Origin of the sequence: Nocardioides sp. (assembly GCF_030655615.1) — a bacterium.
GTDB lineage: Bacteria > Actinomycetota > Actinomycetes > Propionibacteriales > Nocardioidaceae > Nocardioides.
Genome location: NZ_JAURVJ010000179.1, coordinates 1 through 17,993, shown reverse-complemented (window position 1 = coordinate 17,993; position 17,993 = coordinate 1). Strand labels below are relative to the sequence as shown.

20 protein-coding genes and 1 tRNA gene are annotated in these 17,993 nt (G+C 72.2%); 9 read left to right on the top strand and 12 right to left on the bottom strand.

Going from position 1 to position 17,993, the window contains the following annotated elements:
• From Q7T52_RS15090 to Q7T52_RS15080, 3 genes are all read left to right on the top strand, one after another.
• Positions 1–638: SDR family NAD(P)-dependent oxidoreductase (locus Q7T52_RS15090; RefSeq protein ID WP_304803895.1), on the top strand; the 638-nt coding region annotated here is incomplete at its 5' end.
• Between the two features lie 69 nt (positions 639–707).
• Positions 708–1,196, top strand: a complete 489-nt coding sequence (locus Q7T52_RS15085) for a carbonic anhydrase (protein ID WP_304803893.1) — start codon at positions 708–710, stop codon at positions 1,194–1,196.
• A gap of 184 nt (positions 1,197–1,380) precedes the next feature.
• A complete protein-coding gene (locus Q7T52_RS15080) occupies positions 1,381–3,072 on the top strand; it encodes an alkaline phosphatase (RefSeq protein ID WP_304803891.1) in 1,692 nt (563 codons plus the stop codon).
• A gap of 45 nt (positions 3,073–3,117) precedes the next feature.
• On the opposite strand, the gene Q7T52_RS15075 is transcribed toward Q7T52_RS15080, so the two are convergent.
• A complete protein-coding gene (locus Q7T52_RS15075; RefSeq protein WP_304803887.1) occupies positions 3,118–4,068 on the bottom strand; it encodes an AraC family transcriptional regulator ligand-binding domain-containing protein in 951 nt (316 codons plus the stop codon).
• Positions 4,069–4,138: 70 nt separating this feature from the next.
• Here Q7T52_RS15075 and Q7T52_RS15070 point away from each other — a divergent pair, with 70 nt between their 5' ends.
• Positions 4,139–5,608: an NAD(P)/FAD-dependent oxidoreductase gene (locus Q7T52_RS15070; protein ID WP_304803886.1), complete on the top strand. Its 1,470-nt coding sequence runs from the start codon at positions 4,139–4,141 to the stop codon at positions 5,606–5,608.
• 3 nt (positions 5,609–5,611) lie between these two features.
• Here Q7T52_RS15070 and Q7T52_RS15065 read toward each other — a convergent pair whose 3' ends face one another.
• On the bottom strand, positions 5,612–8,596 hold the full coding sequence (locus tag Q7T52_RS15065; RefSeq protein ID WP_304803884.1) for a discoidin domain-containing protein: 2,985 nt from the start codon (positions 8,594–8,596) through the stop codon (positions 5,612–5,614).
• A gap of 95 nt (positions 8,597–8,691) precedes the next feature.
• Between Q7T52_RS15065 and Q7T52_RS15060 the strand changes: the two genes are divergently transcribed.
• Positions 8,692–9,024 carry an antibiotic biosynthesis monooxygenase gene (locus tag Q7T52_RS15060; RefSeq protein WP_304803882.1) on the top strand — a complete coding sequence of 111 codons (333 nt, stop codon included), beginning with the start codon at positions 8,692–8,694 and terminating at the stop codon, positions 9,022–9,024.
• A 1-nt stretch (position 9,025) separates the two neighbouring features.
• Positions 9,026–9,460 (top strand): PaaI family thioesterase, encoded by a 435-nt coding sequence (locus Q7T52_RS15055; protein ID WP_304803881.1) that lies wholly within the window; start codon positions 9,026–9,028, stop codon positions 9,458–9,460.
• Between the two features lie 198 nt (positions 9,461–9,658).
• Here Q7T52_RS15055 and Q7T52_RS15050 read toward each other — a convergent pair.
• The 8 genes from Q7T52_RS15050 to Q7T52_RS15015 form a co-directional block, all read right to left on the bottom strand.
• Positions 9,659–9,731: transfer RNA gene (locus tag Q7T52_RS15050), tRNA-Ala, on the bottom strand.
• A gap of 50 nt (positions 9,732–9,781) precedes the next feature.
• A complete protein-coding gene (locus Q7T52_RS15045; protein ID WP_304803879.1) occupies positions 9,782–10,399 on the bottom strand; it encodes a histidine phosphatase family protein in 618 nt (205 codons plus the stop codon).
• Positions 10,396–10,773, bottom strand: coding sequence for a ribosome silencing factor (gene rsfS / locus Q7T52_RS15040; protein ID WP_304803877.1), 378 nt, complete (start codon positions 10,771–10,773; stop codon positions 10,396–10,398). Before rsfS ends, Q7T52_RS15045 begins: the two co-directional genes overlap by 4 nt.
• Complete coding sequence (gene nadD, locus Q7T52_RS15035; RefSeq protein WP_304803875.1) at positions 10,770–11,387, bottom strand: nicotinate-nucleotide adenylyltransferase; 618 nt, start codon at positions 11,385–11,387, stop codon at positions 10,770–10,772. The genes rsfS and nadD overlap by 4 nt, the downstream gene beginning before the upstream one ends.
• A gap of 12 nt (positions 11,388–11,399) precedes the next feature.
• Complete coding sequence (locus Q7T52_RS15030) at positions 11,400–11,567, bottom strand: hypothetical protein (RefSeq protein ID WP_304803873.1); 168 nt, start codon at positions 11,565–11,567, stop codon at positions 11,400–11,402.
• A gap of 64 nt (positions 11,568–11,631) precedes the next feature.
• A complete protein-coding gene (locus Q7T52_RS15025; protein ID WP_304803872.1) occupies positions 11,632–12,075 on the bottom strand; it encodes a VTT domain-containing protein in 444 nt (147 codons plus the stop codon).
• A 27-nt stretch (positions 12,076–12,102) separates the two neighbouring features.
• Complete coding sequence (locus Q7T52_RS15020; RefSeq protein WP_304803870.1) at positions 12,103–12,723, bottom strand: CDP-alcohol phosphatidyltransferase family protein; 621 nt, start codon at positions 12,721–12,723, stop codon at positions 12,103–12,105.
• Positions 12,724–12,753: 30 nt separating this feature from the next.
• Positions 12,754–14,007: a glutamate-5-semialdehyde dehydrogenase gene (locus Q7T52_RS15015; RefSeq protein WP_304803868.1), complete on the bottom strand. Its 1,254-nt coding sequence runs from the start codon at positions 14,005–14,007 to the stop codon at positions 12,754–12,756.
• Positions 14,008–14,038: 31 nt separating this feature from the next.
• Between Q7T52_RS15015 and Q7T52_RS15010 the strand changes: the two genes are divergently transcribed.
• The 3 genes from Q7T52_RS15010 to Q7T52_RS15000 are packed head-to-tail and all read left to right on the top strand — an operon-like array spanning position 14,039 to position 15,774.
• Positions 14,039–14,539, top strand: a complete 501-nt coding sequence (locus Q7T52_RS15010) for an SGNH/GDSL hydrolase family protein (RefSeq protein ID WP_304803866.1) — start codon at positions 14,039–14,041, stop codon at positions 14,537–14,539.
• Positions 14,540–14,549: 10 nt separating this feature from the next.
• The gene (locus tag Q7T52_RS15005) at positions 14,550–15,293 is read left to right on the top strand and encodes a ZIP family metal transporter (RefSeq protein ID WP_304803864.1); all 744 of its coding nucleotides are present in this window, start codon (positions 14,550–14,552) and stop codon (positions 15,291–15,293) included.
• 4 nt (positions 15,294–15,297) lie between these two features.
• Complete coding sequence (locus tag Q7T52_RS15000) at positions 15,298–15,774, top strand: hypothetical protein (RefSeq protein ID WP_304803862.1); 477 nt, start codon at positions 15,298–15,300, stop codon at positions 15,772–15,774.
• A gap of 69 nt (positions 15,775–15,843) precedes the next feature.
• Here Q7T52_RS15000 and Q7T52_RS14995 read toward each other — a convergent pair whose 3' ends face one another.
• Positions 15,844–16,797 carry an electron transfer flavoprotein subunit alpha/FixB family protein gene (locus Q7T52_RS14995; protein WP_304803860.1) on the bottom strand — a complete coding sequence of 318 codons (954 nt, stop codon included), beginning with the start codon at positions 16,795–16,797 and terminating at the stop codon, positions 15,844–15,846.
• Positions 16,798–16,824: 27 nt separating this feature from the next.
• Positions 16,825–17,631: an electron transfer flavoprotein subunit beta/FixA family protein gene (locus Q7T52_RS14990; protein ID WP_304803858.1), complete on the bottom strand. Its 807-nt coding sequence runs from the start codon at positions 17,629–17,631 to the stop codon at positions 16,825–16,827.
• Positions 17,632–17,993: the final 362 nt, after the last annotated feature.

Sequence of the window (17,993 nt, the reverse complement as noted above, 5' to 3'; positions counted from 1 at the left end):
CGCGCCGCGTCGACCGGCTCGCCGACACTGCCGCGCTGGTCGAGGCGGCCGGCCGCCGGGCCCTGACGGTCGCCACCGACGTCGCCGACCCCGACTCGTGCAGCAACCTCGTCGCCCTGGCGATGGAGGAGTTCGGCCGCGTCGACATCCTCGTCAACAACGCCGGGATCGGGACCGCCGTGCCCGCCACGCGCGAGACGCCCGAGCAGTTCCGGGGCGTGATCGACGTCAACCTCAACGGCTGCTACTGGATGGCCCAGGCGTGCGGCCGGGTCATGCAGCCGGGCTCGAGCATCATCAACATCTCCTCGGTCCTCGGCATCACCACGGCAGCACTCCCCCAGGCGGCCTACGCAGCGTCGAAGGCCGGCCTGATCGGCCTGACCCGCGACCTGGCCCAGCAGTGGACCGGCCGCAAGGGCATCCGCGTCAACGCCATCGCCCCCGGCTTCTTCCTCTCGGAGATGACCGACCAGTACCCCGACGGCTACCTCGACTCGCAGCTGCCGCGGATCCCCGCCGGTCGCAAGGGCGACCCGGCCGAGCTGGCCGCGACCGTGGTGTTCCTCGCGTCCGCCGCCGGCGGCTACGTCACCGGCCAGACGCTCGCCGTCGACGGCGGGATGACCATCACCTGACGTCCTCGTGTTTCTCGATCGGCTTGGTCTACATTGACGGGAGCCCCCGCCAGACCCCGTAGGAGAGACATGTCCGTCACCGACCAGCTGCTCGAGAACAACGCCGCGTACGCCGAGAGCTTCAGCGGCCCGCTGCCGCTCCCGCCGTCCAAGAACATCGCCGTGCTCGCGTGCATGGACGCCCGCCTCGACGTCTACGCGATCCTCGGCCTCCAGGACGGCGAGTCCCACGTGATCCGCAACGCCGGCGGGGTCGTCACCGCCGACGAGATCCGGTCGCTCGCGATCAGCCAGCGCCTGCTCGGCACCAAGGAGATCGTGCTCATCCACCACACCGACTGCGGCATGGTGACCTTCGACGACACCGAGTTCCGCGACGGCATCGCGGCCGAGGTCGGCGAGCGGCCGGAGTGGGAGTCCGAGGCGTTCCCCGACGCCGAGCAGGACGTCCGTGACTCGATCGCCCGCATCACCTCCAGCCCGTTCATCCCCCACACCGACCAGGTCCGCGGCTTCGTCTTCGACGTCGCGACCGGCAAGCTCGACGAGGTGAAGTAGCCCGCACCGCTGGACCTCCGACGGCCCGCCCCCCCTCGTGAGGTGGCGGGCCGTCCCCGTCGTGGGGTCCGTACGTCGTCGCCCACCGGCCACCTGATCGTCACCCGCCGGTTCCCTCACCGACCCCTGGCCGCTGGCCGGTACCGAGAGGTTGCGCGTGGACATCCAACGAAAGGAACCACCTGTGCGACGCACACGTACGACCCTGCTCGTGGCCGCCGTGGCCGCCACCGCCACCCTCGGCGTGACGGCGGCGACCGCGGGCCCCGGCGCCCCCGCTCGCGTCCCGACCGGCTTCACCGAGGACCGCTCGGCCGACCTGGCGGCCGCGATCGACCCGGCCAAGCCGCGCAACGTCATCCTCATCATCGGCGACGGCATGGACGACTCGATGATCACCGCCGCCCGCAACTACCAGTACGGCGCCGGTGGACGCTTCCCGGCGCTCGACTCCCTCCCCTTCACGGGCGCGATGACGACCTACGGCCTCAAGGCCGGCGCCGGGCCCGACTACCCCATCGCCTACGTCTCCGACTCCGCCCCGACCGCCAGCGGCTGGTCGACCGGCAAGAAGACGATCGACGGCCGGCTCTCGCAGGGCCCCAGCGCCCTCGCCACGACCCCCGGCGAGAACTACAAGACCGTGCTCGAGCACTACCAGGAGCAGGGCAAGCTCGTCGGCGACGTGTCGACCGCCGAGCTCACCGACGCCACCCCGGCCGCCGCCGCGTCGCACATCAGCCAGCGCGCCTGCCAGGGCCCGACGGACATGACCGTCTGCGCCGTGGAGAAGAAGTCGGCCGGCGGTCTCGGCTCGGTCGCCGAGCAGCTCGTCGACCACGAGATCGACGTCCTCCTGGGCGGCGGCAAGAACCGCTTCGCCCAGGCCACCGACGCCGGTCCCACGGTGCTCGCCGACGCGGCCACCAAGGGCTACCGCCTCGTCGAGGACAAGGCCGCGCTGGACGCCGTCACCTCGCTCGAGGCCGGCCCCGTCCTCGGCCTCTTCACCGGCGGCAACATGACCCCGCGCTTCAACCCGCTCGTCGCCACCCCTCCCCCGGGCTCGGGCGGCCCGACCACGAAGTGCACCGACGCCGACCGCGGCAACCAGCCCGACCTGTCGACGATGACCGCGAAGGCCATCGACCTGCTCGACAACGACAAGGGCTTCTTCCTGCAGTCCGAGAGCGCGATGATCGACAAGCAGGAGCACTCCTCCGACATCTGCGGCGCGATCGGTGACCTCGTCGAGCTCGACGAGACCGTCCAGGTGGCCCTGGACTACCAGGCCGACCACCCCGACACGCTCGTCATCGTCACGGGCGACCACGCCCACTCGACGCAGATCGTGGCCAACCCGGCCGACGACGGCCGCCAGACCGCGACCGTCCAGACGGTCGACGGCGACCCCATGTCGGTGGCCTACTCCACCAACGCGGTCGGCTCCGACCACACCGGCACCCAGATCCGGGTGGCCGCCTCGGGTCCCCAGGCCGCCAACGTCACCGGCGTCATCGACCAGACCGACCTGTTCGGCACCCTCCTCGGCCGGGAGCCGAGCACGCTGCCGGGTCCCGGCGAGCCGACCCCCCTCGAGCCGGCCGTCCAGGTCGCCTCGCTCGGATCGGTCCCCGCGGCCTCGCTGAAGAAGAGGGGCCTGCCGATCTCGGTGGCCGCCGCCGGCGCCACCAAGGTCACCGTCACGCTCCGCAACAAGGGCAAGCTGATCCTCACCAAGGTGCTCCCGTCCCGCGGGGGCGACACCCGGCTCAGGACCGCCAGGAAGGTGACCGGCCCGCTGGTCGTCAAGGTCACCGTCACCGGTCCCGGCGGCTCGGCCACCGACAGCCGGACGGTCCGCACCACCCGCTGACCCGCACCACCTCCCCTCCCGCCGGGCCGGCGTCCGCTCCTGATCTCAGGACGGGCGTCGGCCCGGTCCGTCGTCGGCCCAGCGTGCCCGCGCGTGCAGGTAGGCCGGCGCGCTGCCGTAGCCGAGACGCCCCGCGAGCTCGGCGACCGGCAGCGTCGCCCGCCCGGCCGTGAGGGCAGCCGCCATCGACGAGCGCACCTCGTCGACCAGCTCGCGGTAGCCGACCCCCTCCGCGGCGAGCCGCCGGCGCAGCGTCCGCTCGGTCCAGCCCAGACCCCCGGCGACGTCGGCCATCGGGGCGCCGTCGCGCAGCCGCTGGGTGACGAGCACGCGTACGTCGGCCGCGAGCCCGGTGCGCGCCCGGCGGCGGTCGACCACGTCGCGGCAGACCTCCTCGGCGGTGCGCAGACCCTCGGCACTGCGGTCGGGCAGCGGTCGGTCGAGCTGGTCGGCGCCGAACGTCACCCGGGCCCGTTCGTCCCCCACCTCGAGGACCGCGCCGACCCCGCCCGGCACGAGCCCGTCGAGCACCTGTCGCACCGCCTCGGCGTCGCGCTCCAGCAGGAACCGGCGTACGTCGCGGGGCAGGCCGGCACCGTCGTGCTCGACCACCACGAGGTCGCCGACGACCTCCGCGCTCGGGATCGCGAAGGCGAACGACAGGTCGATGAAGTGGGCCGCGGTCGCCATGGCGTCGAGCACGGTGCGCGAGGACTGCACGGCGAACCCGAAGGCGCCGAAGGTGCCGGCCCGATAGGTCGCGCCGACCGCGAGCCCCACCTCGCCGAGCTCACGGCGCAGCGTGCGCACCACACGGAGCTCCTGGGCGGCCGTGACCTCGCGGTCCGGATCGTCGAGGTCGTGGGGCGCCAGGCCGGTGCCCGCCAGGCAGCGCCGGGCGCCGAGGCCGTGGGCCGCGCCGTAGCGGCAGAGCACGACGATCCCGGCCGCCGCGCGGGCGAACGTCCAGTCGTCGGCGGCGGGCTCGAGACGCATGTCCGGAATTATCAACCCGATCGCCCCGCGACCCTGTTGGGGGTCCGTCGGAGCGGCCTAGGTTCGAGGCATGCCAGACACCAGCAGTCCCCGCGTCGTGGTCGTCGGAGCCGGCTTCGGCGGCCTCGGCGCCGCACGCGCCCTCCGCGAGCGCGGGATCACCGACGTCACGATCCTCGAGCGCTCCGACGCGGTCGGCGGGGTCTGGCGCGACAACACCTACCCGGGCGCGGCCTGCGACGTGCCGTCGCCGCTCTACTCGTGGTCGTGGGCGATCAACCCCGCGTGGGGCCGGCGCTACTCCCAGCAGCCCGAGATCCTCGCCTACCTCCGCGACGCCGCCGAGCGCGAAGGGCTGACCGACCTCGTCGTCACCGGCGCCGAGGTCACCTCCTGCACCTGGGACGCCGACACCGCGACCTGGCAGGTCGCGTGCGCCGACGGGACGACGTACGACGCCGACGTGGTCGTCCCGGCCCTCGGCCAGCTCTCCAACCCGGTGGTGCCTCGCCTCCCCGGCATCGAGGACTTCGCGGGTCCGACGTTCCACTCCGCGCAGTGGCGCCACGACGTCGACCTAGCCGGCCAGCGGGTCGCGGTCGTCGGCACGGGCGCGAGCGCGATCCAGTTCGTGCCAGGCATCGTCGACCGCGTCGGCACGATGACCGTCTTCCAGCGCTCCGCGCCCTACGTCGTGCCCAAGCCGGACCAGGAGTACAAGCCTCACCACCACCGGGCGTTCGACCGTTGGCCGTCCCTGCTCACCGGCGAGCGGCGGACCGTCTTCTGGCTCACCGAGAAGCTCAACGCCGCGCTCAGCGGCCAGGTCGGCTGGTCCAAGGCCCTGCTCGGTGCCGTGCGCGCCGCGTGGAAGGTCCACCTGCGCCGCCAGGTGCCCGACGCGGCGCTGCGCGCCAAGCTCGTGCCCGACTACGAGATCGGCTGCAAGCGGATCCTGTTCTCCAACGAGTGGTACCCCGCGCTGGCCCGCGACCACGTCGACGTCGTCACCCACGCCGTCACCGGGGTCGAGGCCGACGGCATCCGCACCGACGACGGCACCCTGCACGAGGCCGACGTGATCATCTGGGGCACCGGCTTCGCGGCGACCGGCTTCCTGGCCGGCGTGGCCGTGACCGGGGTCGACGGTGTCGACCTCCACGAGGTCTGGAGCGACGGCGCCCACGCCCACCTCGGGCTCACCGTCCCCGGCTTCCCCAACCTGTTCTGCATCTACGGTCCCAACACCAACCTCGGCGGCAGCTCGATCATCGGCATGATGGAGGCCCAGGCCGGCTACGTCGCCGAGGCTGTGTCCAAGCTCGGGCTCGGGACCGGGTCGCGCAAGGTCGAGGTCCGGCCCGAGGTCGCCGAGGCCTACGACCGCGAGATGCAGTCGCGGCTGCGCGACTCGGCGTGGAACGGCTGCGACAGCTGGTACGTCGACGGCCCGCGCATCACGACGAACTGGCCGGGCAAGGTCGCGGAGTACCAGGAGCGCACGGCCGAGGTGGACTGGCGCGAGCTCACGGTCTCGTAGTGATCAGGGGACGCGGATCCACTTCGCGACGCTGGGCGTCCCGTTGGCGTCGAGCGCGAAGAGCAGGTAGGGACCGGGCACCGAGACGCCACGGTCGGCCGGCACCGTCAGGTCGACGGTGTTGCTACCGGCCGGGGCGACGGCGGTCGTAGCCGGCACGAACCGGCGCTGGTCGCTGTTGATCGAGTGGGTCGAGGTGCCGACGCGCACCATCGCCCACGACGCCACCGGCCGGTCGGTGGTGACCCGCACCGTGCCGCCGGCCGCCACGGTGGCCGGCACGGTGCTCGTGATGGCGGGCCGCGGACGCAGGCTGCCGTCCTTCTCGAGCAGGTAGGGCGGAGTCATCACCTGGACGTCGGGGTGGTTGACCTCGCTGTTGGGCGTCAGCCCGCCACCGCCGCTGAGGACCCGGCCGTCCGCGAGCAGCAGCGAGAACGAGTGGTAGGTCCGTGGGACCGCCTCGGCGGCCAGGGTCCGGAACGTCCCGGTGGACGGGGTCCACAGCTCCGAGCTCAGCTGGGCGGTGGTGTCGGTGAACGGGACGGCGTAGGACTGCCCGCCGGTGACCAGCACGGAGGCATCGGGCAGCACCACGCTGTTGACGAACGCCCGCCGCTGCGCCATCGAGCCGGTCTTGGTCACGACCGGGTCCTGCGGGTAGCCGGCGCTGATGTCGATCGTGTGCGCGTCGTCGGTGGCGTCGGAGTAGCCGTAGGCCGGGGACCCACCGAGGGTGAGGATCTTGTCGGTGTCGTACATGACCGCGTTGCCGTTCATCTGGTCGCGCGCGTCGCCCCGGTCACCCGCCGAGATGGTGGACCCGCTGCCGGTCGTCTCGAACCAGTTCATCTGGTTGCTCGGCCCGGCGTGGAAGACCCGCCCCCCCGACGCGGCGAAGAGCCACGCGTGGTTGTCGCGCCGATAGTTGTTGCCCGCCTCGCCGTCGTCGGTGAGGATCGCCGCGTTGCTGGTGCCGGGCAGGCTGCGCCATGAGGTGGCGCCCTCGTCGAGCACCTCGCCGTTCTTGTTCACGCCGTTGACGCCGTCGATGCCACCGCTCCACGAGCCGCCGATGGTGAAGACACCGCCGTTGGAGAGCGTCACCGACGTCTGGTAGCCGCGTCCGACCTTCATCTGGGGCGCGGTGGTGAACGTGTCGGCCACCGGGTCGTAGATCGTGGAGTTGGACGACGTCGAGCCACCGGTGATGAGCACCCGGCCGTCCTCGAGGATCGACAGCCCGGTGCAGAACATCTGGTGCCCGGTGTTGCTGACCTCGCGCTGGCCCGGCTGGCCGCCGTCGAGGTCCTTGAGGTCGATGATCGAGATCTGGGTGACATTGGTGAGGTCGATGTCGAAGTCGGTGGCGAACGCCGCCGAGAACGTCAGCACCTTGTCGTTGGGCAGCAGGATCGCCGACGTCGGCACGATGGGCAGCCCGATGACGGGGCCCCAGGTGCCACGGGTGCCGGGGTCGACCACGGTGCCGTTGAGCCGCACCTCGGCCGCGCTGGTCCACGGGCCGCGGCCGCCGGCCTCGGTCAGGGCGACCAGCCGGACGTAGCGCGCCGCCGTGGCGGTGATCCGCGCCGTCTTGACCGTGCGGTCGTCGGCCCAGGTGCCGCTGCCCCTGGTGGCCCACGTCGTCCCGTTGTCGCTGACGTCGATGCGGTAGCGGCCGATGATGCCGTTGGGCGAGGAGTCCTGCCGCGGGACGTAGGTGAGTCCGGTGAACCGGTAGCGGGTCCTGGTGTCGATGGTCAGCGTGTGCGGGAGACCCTTGCTGCCGCGGGCGGTCGGCGTCTGCCAGATCGTGGCCTGGTTGCCGTCGAGCACGCGGGCCGGCGGGTTGGCGCTCGTGGCGGCGTCGGCCTTGACGGTCCAGCCGGTCGGGTCGAGCGACGGACCAGCCGCCGGGCCGTAGAGGTTGATCTCGGCCGCGCTCGACCACGGTCCTCGGCGACCGGCCTCCGAGGTCGCCCGCAGGCGCACGAACCGGGCGGTCACCGTCGGGATCGGCACCGTCTTGGTCGTGGCGTCGTCGGCCCAGGTGCCCGCGGTGGCGCGGCGCCAGGTCACGCCGTCGAGGCTGGTCTCGACGACGTAGGCGCCGATGCGGCCCGATCCCTGCCCGTCCTGGCGCGGGGTGTAGCTGATCGCGCTGAGCAGCCGGGGCGCGGTCGTGTCGATGACGATCGCGTGCGGGAGCTGCGGCGGCGGGTCGTCGGTCGTCTTGGTGTGCCAGTAGGTCGCCGGGTTGCCGTCGAGGACGAGCGCGGGTGCCTTCGACGGGTCCTGCGAGTCGGCCGAGGCGCTCCAGCCGGTGCGGGCGAGCGGAGGGCCCAGCGGCGCGCCGAGGAGGGCGACCTCGGCGACGGCGACGGGGCGCCGCTTGAGGTGGACGTTGGTGACGAGGAGGCGTACGAACCGCGTGGTGACCGCGGCGAAGCTGGCCGTCTTGACCTTGCCGTTGTCGGCCCACAACCCGGTGGTCACGGTGCGCCAGCGACCGCCGACGCTGACCTGCACGGTGTAGCGACCGACCCGGCGCGCGGCCTTGGCGCGCTCAGGCGTGAGCCGCAGGCCCGACAGGGCGCGCGAGCTCTTGGTGTCGATCGTCAGCACGTGCGGCGCCTTGGCCTTGACCGGGGTGATCCAGGTGGTGGCGGGGCGGCCGTCGATCGCCGCCGCGGCGCGGTGGCCCTTGGCGGCCGCGTCGGCACGCGCCGTCCAGCCCTTGGTGGGCAGGACGGGTGCGGACGCGGCGTAGGAGCCCGCCGACGCGGCGACCATCTGCATGTCGTGCTGCATGTCCTGCTGGGTGTCGTCGCCGTGGCCGTCGTGCGTGGTCTGGCCGACGCCGGACGGAGCGCCCGGGGCGTCGGGCTGAGCCACCACGACCAGCACCACCAGCAGCACGAAAGGGACCAGCATCATCACTGCCCGCCAGCGGTCGTGCGCCACGGCGCCATCCCGTGAACGCATGCTCGGAGAATACGTGATGATCCTGGGCGCGGCTGGCGGTTGCGGGGATTGCCGCGCGACCGGGTCCACCTCCCCCGACCTGGCAGGCTGGCCGGGTGACCACCATCAAGATCAACGCCATCACCGTCCCTGCCGGCTCCGGCGACGAGCTCGCACACCGCTTCGCCGCCCGGGCCGGTGCGGTCGACGGCGCCGACGGCTTCGAGGGCTTCGAGCTGCTGCGCCCCACCGACGACCGCGAGCAGTGGCTCGTCATCACCCGCTGGCGCGACGAGGAGTCGTTCCAGGCGTGGGTGAGCTCCCCCGGGTTCGCCGAGGGCCACCGCTCCGCGGCCGAGCGCGCCGGTGGCGACGCCCCGCGGCCGGTCTCGACCCACAGCGAGGTCTGGAACTACGAGGTCGCGGGCGGCTCGACGCCGGGTGCCTGAGGTGGCCGACGCCCCGGACGCCCAGGCCCTCCGGGCACGGATCGCGGCGAGCTTCGACCGTCAGGGCCTGATGACGACCCTCGGGGCGACGCTCGCCGCGGTCGCGCCCGGCGAGGTGCGCATCGAGCTCCCCTACGGCCCCGGCGTCACCCAGCAGCTCGGCTACTTCCACGCCGGCGCCACCAGCGCGATCGCTGACAGCGCCGGCGGCTACGCCGCCCTCACCCTGATGCCCGAGGGCACCGAGGTCCTCACCGTCGAGTACAAGATCAACCTCACCGCCCCCGCCGTCGGCGAGCACCTCGACGCTATCGGCACCGTCCTCAAGTCGGGGCGCACGCTCTCGGTGGTCCGGTTCGAGGTCGTGGCCGTCACGGGTGACGACCGCACCACCGTCGCGCTGGGCCAGCAGACGTTGATCCGGATTGGTGGTTGATACCCCCGGGGGGTATTGGATTCCCCGGCCGGCCGGGGATTCCGACCGTTGTCAGGGGTTGAAACCCCTGACAAGGGTCCGGACTCCCTGACCAGCGCGCTCGCGACCACACACCACCGCCGCCCGCCGCCGCACCCGCCCGAGGACCACCACAACGACGAAGGCCCGGTCCTCTCGGACCGGGCCCTCGCGTTCGGGTGGAGGTGAGGGGACTCGAACCCCTGACCCCCTGCATGCCATGCAGGTGCGCTACCAGCTGCGCCACACCCCCGCGAACTCGGAACACCTTAGCCAACGCCCCACGGCGATGTGAAATCGGGTCTACCCCGCCGTGCGGTTGTAGGCCGCGAGCCGCAGCAGACCGTCGCTCGGGTGCTCGTGGAGGACGGCCCAGCCACAGTTGTCGAGGCCGCGCAGGGTGTGCAGCTGGCCGTCGGGCCAGCCGAGCAGCGCGGCCGTCGCGACGCGGATCGAGCCGCCGTGACTGACCGCGACGGCGGTGCCGCCGGGCTCGAGGTGGCCGAGCAGGTCCCGTGCGGCGTCGACCATCCGCGCGCGCACCTCGACGGTGGGCTCGGCGTGGGTGACGCGGTCGTAGTCGCCGCGGCGCAACGCGTGATAGCTGTCGGGGTCGCGCGCCTCGAGCTCGACGTGGTCCATCGCCTCGTAGGCGCCGAAGCCGAACTCGCGCAGGCGCGCGTCATGGGTGACGGGTACGCCGGACGCGTCGCCGAGCGGCGCGGCCGTGAGCCGCGTGCGCTCCAGGTCGGAGCTCCAGACGAGCGCCGGGGCCAGCGCGGCGAGCACGGGCGCCGTACGGGCCGCCTGCGCGAGCCCGACGTCGTCGAGGCCCACGTCCTGGTGGCCCTGGATGCGGCCGGCGTGGTTCCACGGCGTACGACCGTGGCGGAGCAGGACGAGGGTGCGACCCTCGGTCACCGCTCGTGGGAGACGACGTCGGCCGGCAGCGTGATGGTCGGGCAGTCGCGCCAGAGCCGCTCGAGGGCGTAGAACTGCCGCTCCTCCTCGTGCTGGACGTGCACGACGATCTCGCCGTAGTCGATGAGCACCCAGCGCCCGTCACGCTCGCCCTCGCGCCGGATCGGCTTGGCGCCGATCTCGCGCAGCTTGTCCTCGATCTCGTCGACGATCGACTTGACCTGGCGGTCGTTGGTCGCCGAGGCGATGACGAACGCGTCGGTGATGGCCAGCTGCTCGCTGACGTCGAAGGCGATGATCTGCTGCGCAAGCTTGTCGCTGGCCGCGCGGGCGGCGGCGTGGACGAGCTCGAGGGCGTGGTCGGTGGCGGTCATGGAGCAACTTCCGAATAGAGACGGTGCTTGTGGATGTACTGCACCACACCGTCGGGGACGAGGTACCAGACGGGGCGTCCGGCGCGCTGCCGCTCACGGCAGTCGGTGGAGCTGATGGCGAGGGCCGGCACCTCGAGGAGGGTCAGCCGGTCGTGCGGGATGGCCTCGACGGTCGACGACGGCAGGTCGGCCCCGGGGCGCGTGCAGCCGACGAAGTGCGCCAGCTCGAAGAGCCGGTGCGCGTCGCGCCAGCCGAAGATCTCGGAGAGTGCGTCGGCGCCGGTGATGAAGAACAGGTCGGCGTCGGGGTGCTCGGCAGCGAGGTCCTGCAGCGTGTCGATCGTGTACGTCGGACCGTCGCGGTCGATGTCGACGCGGGACACCCGGAAGCGCGGGTTGGCGGCGGTCGCGACGACCGTCATCAGGTAGCGGTGCTCGGCGGGCGAGACCGTGCGGTCGGACTTCTGCCAGGGCCGCCCCGTGGGGACGAAGACGACCTCGTCGAGGTCGAACCACGACTGCACCTCGGACGCGGCGACCAGGTGGCCGTGGTGGATGGGGTCGAACGTGCCACCCATGACACCGACCCGGCGCCGTGGGGTGGCGACCGTCATCGGAGCCGCATCTCAGGAGTGCTCGCGTCCTCCGCCGAAGGCGACCAGGCCGACCAGCAGGGCGACGAGGATGCCGAAGGCCAGCAGCCCGATCACCCAGGCGGGCACGGCCGGGTCGGAGAGCTCCTCGGTCTCGGCAGCGACGGCCGTCACGACGGCGTGGGCGGTGCTCAGCGACATGCCGTCACCCTATCGCCCCGCACTCACCCCGACGGTCCCGCCCGCCGCGAGCTCGTCCGGACGACTAGTGAATAGCAAAATCCGCACCCAGGAACAGCAGCCCGAACCGCAGCGACCGCCCGACGAACACCGTCGGCACGAAGACCCACATCGGCATCTTGAGCATCCCGGCGACCGCGGCCATGGCCAGGAGCGGCGGGATGCCGACGGAGGCGGCGATGAACATGACGACGCCGGCGTAGACGGGACGGCCCTCCATCCGAGCCGTCCAGCGCTCGTAGCCGGCCTTGACCTTGGGCGAGGAGAGCTTCTTCTGCGCCCAGGCGGACTCGGAGCCGCGGCGGGCCAGCTGGTACCAGATGATCTTGCCGACCGTGGCGCCCGCTCCTGCGGCGATGCCGAGCGAGATCGCGGCCGGAACGCCGGGCTGGGCGGCCGCGCCGCCGACGATGAACGCCTCGATGGGCAGGAACGGCAACAGGGCCGACGCGATGCTCAGACCGAACATGCTCAACCACAGCAGGAACACGGTCCGCTACCCGGTGGGTTGCGCCGCCCGCTCGGGCACGGGCAGCCCGAGCTGGAGCAGCCAGCGCAGCGAGACGCACTTGAGGACGACGAGACCGATCGCGATCACCAGGCCGAGCTCCCACCAGCCGGTCACCAGCAGGAGCACGGCGAAGAGCGACGAGTTGACGGCCTTGGCGGGCTTCGACCAGTTCCACGTGTAGATGCGCTGGTCGATCTCGTAGAAGTAGTTGGGACTGCGGATCGGCCAGGCGAGGAACGCCAGCGACAGGAAGAAGTCGATGACGAGGAACTCGAAGAGGTAGACCGCGACCGGCAGGATCATCTCGTGCTCGAGGGCGGCGAAGCACAGGTAGAACGCGGCGCAGTTGAGCCGGTCGCAGAGCATGTCGATGACGCCGCCGATGCGCGTCTCGCAGTCGCGCAGCCGCGCGTAGGCGCCGTCGGCCATGTCGCCGATCCAGTAGACGCCGAGCCCGACGACGAGCCAGGTCAGCTCCTCCTGCCAGAGACCGACCAGGCAGAGCGTGAACGACGCGATGGTGCGCACGAACGTGATGACGGTGGCCCCGGTCCAGAGTCGCTCCACGGCCGGATCGGCGTGGGTGGCGCGGGTCGCGTCAGGCACGCTGGAACAGTACCCGTCGAGGTTGTCGCCTCAGCGGACGTGCCCGTCTCCTGTGACGACGTACTTGGTCGAGGTCATCTCGGGCAGCCCCATCGGCCCGCGGGCGTGGAGCTTCTGGGTGCTGATGCCGATCTCGGCGCCGAAGTCGAACTCGCCGCCGTCGGTGAACCTCGTGCTGGCGTTGACGAGGACGGCGGCGCTGTCGACCGCGGCGACGAACCGCCGGGCGGCGGCCTGGTCGCGGGTGAGGATCGCCTCGGTGTGACCGCTGGAGAAGCGCCGGATGTGGGCGACGGCGGCCTCGAGGTCGGGTACGACGGCCGCGGAGATGTCCATCGAGAGGTACTCCCGCGCGTGGTCGTCGTCGGTGGCCGGCTCGACGCCGGGCAGCCGGGCCACGGTCGCGTCGCCGTGCACCGTGACGCCGGCGTCCTGCAGCGCCGCGACGACCCGCGGCAGGAAGCTCTCGACGAGGTCGGCGTGGACGAGCAGCGACTCGGCGGCGTTGCAGACGCTCGTGCGGTGGGTCTTGGCGTTGAGGACGACCGCGAGGGCCTGGTCGAGGTCGGCGCTGGCGTCGACGTAGACGTGGCAGTTGCCGACGCCGGTCTCGATCACCGGCACCGTCGACTCGCCGACCACGGACTGGATCAGGCCCGCTCCCCCGCGCGGGATCAGCACGTCGACGAGGCCGCGGGCGCGCATCAGCGCCTTGACCGTCTCGCGGGTGTCGGCCGGCACGAGCAGCACGGCGTCCGCGGGCAGGCCGGTCGAGCCGACGGCGTCGCGCAGCACCGCGACGATGGCCGCGTTGGACGCCGACGCGCTGCCGCTGCCCCGCAGCAGCACGGCGTTGCCGGACTTGAGACAGATGCCGGCGGCGTCGGCGGTCACGTTGGGCCGCGCCTCGTAGATCATCCCGACGACGCCGAACGGCACCCGCACCTGGCGCAGCTCGAGCCCGTTGGCCAGCGTGCTGCCGCGCACGACCTCGCCGACCGGGTCGGGCAGCCCGGCGACGTCGCGCAGCCCCTGGGCCATGCCCGCGAGCCGGTCGTCGGTGAGCCGGAGCCGGTCGACGACGTGGGGTGGCGTCCCGTCCTCCTCGGCGCGGGCGACGTCGTCGGCGTTGGCGGCCAGCAGCTCGGCGCTGCGATCAAGCAGGGCGTCGGCCATCGCGTTCAGGGCAGCGTCCTTGGCCGCGCGTGTCGCGAGCGCGAGGTCGTAGGACGCCTCGCGGGCCCGCAGCGCCAGGTCGCGCACCTCGTCGGTGGGGGTGGTCACCCGTCCGAGGCTAGTAGGGCACGATCCTCGCGTGAGGGTCGTCTTGCTCGGTGACAGCCACCTGGCTCGCGTGCAGCGGGACCTCCCCCGGATCGGCCCCGACGTGGTCAACGCCGCCGTCGGCGGATCGGTCGCCGGCGACGTGCTCGCCCAGGCGGCCCAGGTCGGCGTGGGCCCCGACGACGTCGCCGTCCTGTCGATCGGCACCAACGACGACATGCCCGCCAACGACGTCGCCCTCAGCGTCTTCGGCGCCAGGATCACCGAGGTCGCCGCCCAGCTGCACCCGGCCCGCTGGGTCTACGTCACTCCCCCGCTGCCCGAGTCGGCGGCCTACGGCGACACGGGACGCGCCGCCCTCGAGGAGGCACACCCCGACGTGGTCGTCGTCGACACCGTCGCCCTGCTCGAGCCCCTCGGCGCCCGCGCGTTCCTCGAGGACGACCTGCACCTGACCGGGGCGGCGTACGACCTGCTCCTGCCGGCGGTCGCCGCGGCCGTCGGCACCCTCGACACTGCGACGGGGGCCTGACCCCGTGCCGGTGTGGGTCGAGGCGGGGCTGTGGGGGTCGGTGGCCGGTTCGACGCTGGTGCTGGGCGCGGCCGTCGCGTGGATGGTGCCGGTGCCCAGGCGCGTCGTGGCCGCGGTCATGGCCTTCGGCTCCGGGGTGCTGATCTCGGCGCTCGCCTTCGACCTGGTCGAGGAGGCCGAGGCCGGCGGCGGACTGGCTGCGACGGTCATCGGGCTGGGACTCGGCGCGACGGCGTACGTCGGCGCCAACGTCGTGCTCGACCGGCGCGGCGCCCGGCACCGCAAGCGGTCCGGCGACGAGCAGGCCTCCGAGGACGAGCAGCCCGGCAGCGGCGCCGCGATCGCCGTCGGCGCGCTGCTCGACGGCATCCCCGAGTCGGTCGTGCTGGGACTGTCGCTGCTCGGGGGCGGCGGGGTCGGCGTACCGGTCCTGGCCGCGATCGCGATCTCCAACCTGCCCGAGGGCCTGTCCAGCGCGGCCGGGATGAAGCGCAACGGGCGCACCGCCCGCTACGTCTTCGGGGTGTGGATCGGCATCGCCGTCGCGAGCGGGATCGCCGGGGCGCTCGGCTGCCTGCTGCTGCAGGACGCCTCCCCCGAGGCGATCGCCGTCATCACCGCGCTGGCCGGCGGCGCGATCCTGGCGATGGTGATCGACACGATGATCCCCGAGGCCGTGGACGAGACCCACCTCTACACCGGCCTGGTCGCGACGCTGGGCTTCGTCGCGGCGTTCGCGATCCACCGGGCCTGAGCTCGTGCCGGCAGTCCTGGGGACGGTGGCCGCCTGGGTGGGCCGCGCCCTGGCCCTCGCGTTCGCCGGGTGGGCGGTCGTCCACGGCAGCCAGGCGCTCAGCTACCGGGGGCTCGACGTGGCGACCCTGTTCCTCGGGGTCGCGGTCGCGGGCGGCGTGCTGGCCACGTTCGGGAGGACCCGGCGGCTGGGGTGGACCGTCGGCCTCGCGGGCCTGTGGGCCTCGATGACCTGGTACGGCGTCACCGCCGTGACGGACCCCGTCGCCGTCATCATCAACAGCGCCGGCGGCCGCCGGTCGATCGGCACCAGCCTCGGCGCCTACACCCGCGGCGGCTTCTTCCTGGTCCTCGCCAACGTCCCGCTCCTCGTGTGGGCGTGGCTCCGCCTGACCGCAGGGCGGCGCCGACGGGACGTACCGCCCCCGGCGCCGCCCCTCACGCCACGGCAGCGCAGGCGCCAGCGCAAGCGGCGCCGCTGACACGTCGACGGCCCGCCATCCGTGAGGATGACGGGCCGTCGTAGGACGCGCACGCGGGTGCGCGGGCTGTCAGCCCTTGCGGGACTCGATGGCCTCGGTGGCGGCGGGCAGGACCTTGTGCAGGTCGCCCACGACGCCGAAGTCGACGAGCTCGAAGATCGGCGCCTCCTCGTCCTTGTTGACCGCGACGATGGTCTTGGACGTCTGCATGCCGGCACGGTGCTGGATCGCGCCGGAGATGCCGTTGGCGACGTAGAGCTGCGGCGAGACGACCTTGCCGGTCTGGCCGACCTGGAAGCTGTGGGGCATCCAGCCGGAGTCGACGGCGGCACGCGAGGCGCCGACGGCGGCACCGAGCGCGTCGGCGAGGCCCTCGATCGGGGCGAAGTCGCCGCCGGTGCCACGGCCGCCGGAGACGACGATCGCCGCCTCGGTCAGCTCGGGGCGGCCCGAGGCCTTGCGCGGCTGCGAGGCCACGATCTGGGCCTTCTTGGCGCTGTCGGAGATGGTCGCGGCGAACTCCTCGACCGTCCCGGCCGAGCCGGGCTCCTCGACGGGGGCCGAGTTGGGCTTGACCGTGATCAACGGGACACCCTGGGTGACCTTGGCCTTGACGGTGTAGCTGCCGGCGAAGACGCTCTGAGTGGTCACGCCACCGTCCTCGACGTCGACGGCGTCGGTGATCAGGCCGGCGCCGATCTTGATGGCGAGACGGGCCGCGACCTCCTTGCCCTCGTAGCCCGAGACGAACAGGACCGCGGCGGGCGAGGTCTTCTCGACGAGCTGCTGCAGGGCCTCGGCCTTGGGCGCCACGAGGTAGCCCTTGATCTCGGCGTCGTCGATGACGTAGACCTTGTCGGCGCCGTGCTTGCCGAGCTTCTCGGCGGCCTCGGCGCCCTTGTCGGGCGAGCCGAAGAACACCGCCGACGGCTCGCCGAGGCGACGCGCGAGGGTCAGGAGCTCGAACGTCGGCTTCTTGACCGCACCGTCGACGTGGTCGACGACAACCAGTACTTCAGACATGTGTGGCTCTCTCTTCTTCTCAGCCGCTCAGATGAACTTCTTGGACACGAGGAACTCGGTCAGCGCCGTGGCGCCCGACCCGTCCTCGTCCTTGACGATCTCGCCGGCGGTGCGCGGGGGACGCTCGGTGGTGTCCTCGACGCTGCTCCAGGCGACCGACAGGCCGACCTCGCCGGCGTCGACCCCGATGTCGCTCAATGAGTAGGTCTCCAGCGGCTTCTTCTTGGCCGCCATGATGCCCTTGAACGACGGGTAGCGCGCCTCGCCGGTCTGGTCGGTGACCGACAGCACCAGCGGCATCGTGCCGCCGATGACCTCGGTGGCGATGTCGCCGTCACGCTTGACGCGGACCTGGTCGCCCTGGGTCTCGACCACTGAGGCGAAGGTGACCTGCGGGAGGTCGAGCCGCTCGGCGAGCATGGCCGGTACGACACTGCCCGAGGCGTCGGTCGACGCCATGCCGCACATGACGAGGTCGACGGGCGTCTCGGCGCCGATCTTCTCGATGGCCTTGGCCAGCACGAGCGAGGTGGCGATGTAGTCGGAGCCCGCGATGGCCTCGTCGGTCACGTGGACACCCTGGTCGGCGCCCATCTGCAGGGCCTTCCGCACGGCGTCCACGGCCTTCTCGGGGCCGACGCACAACGCGGTCACGGTGACCTCGTCGTCGCCGTCGGCGCGCTTCTCCTTGATCTGGAGGGCCTGCTCGACGGCGTACTCGTCGAGCTCGGACAGGAGCCCGTCGACGCCGACGCGGTCCACGGTGTTGTCCGACTCGAACCGCCGGTCGGCGGTGGCGTCGGGAACGTACTTCACACAGACGACAATGTTCATGGTGGTGTGGCCCGGAGGGCCCCTCCTGATGCACTCGGCGGGCCGACCCGGTGTGACACCGGTGATCGGTCCCGGATGATGCGACTGAAGCAGACAATCGCAGGTTACCGCCGCGTCACGTCCAGCGGGCCACCCGTCCGCCTCTGTGAGGGGGTGACGTGCGCGACATCACGCCCACGCCCCGAATGGAACGATCCAACCGCCCGAGATCACGCTGACCCGTCGTAGATCTACGACGGGTCAGCGTGATTTCTGCGGTTTCTCGCCGACCCGTCGCGTTCGGGCGACGGGTCGGCGGGTGGTCAGGGGCGGACGACCTTGTAGAGGAACATGCCGATGGCGAGCCAGACGCTGGCGGCGAT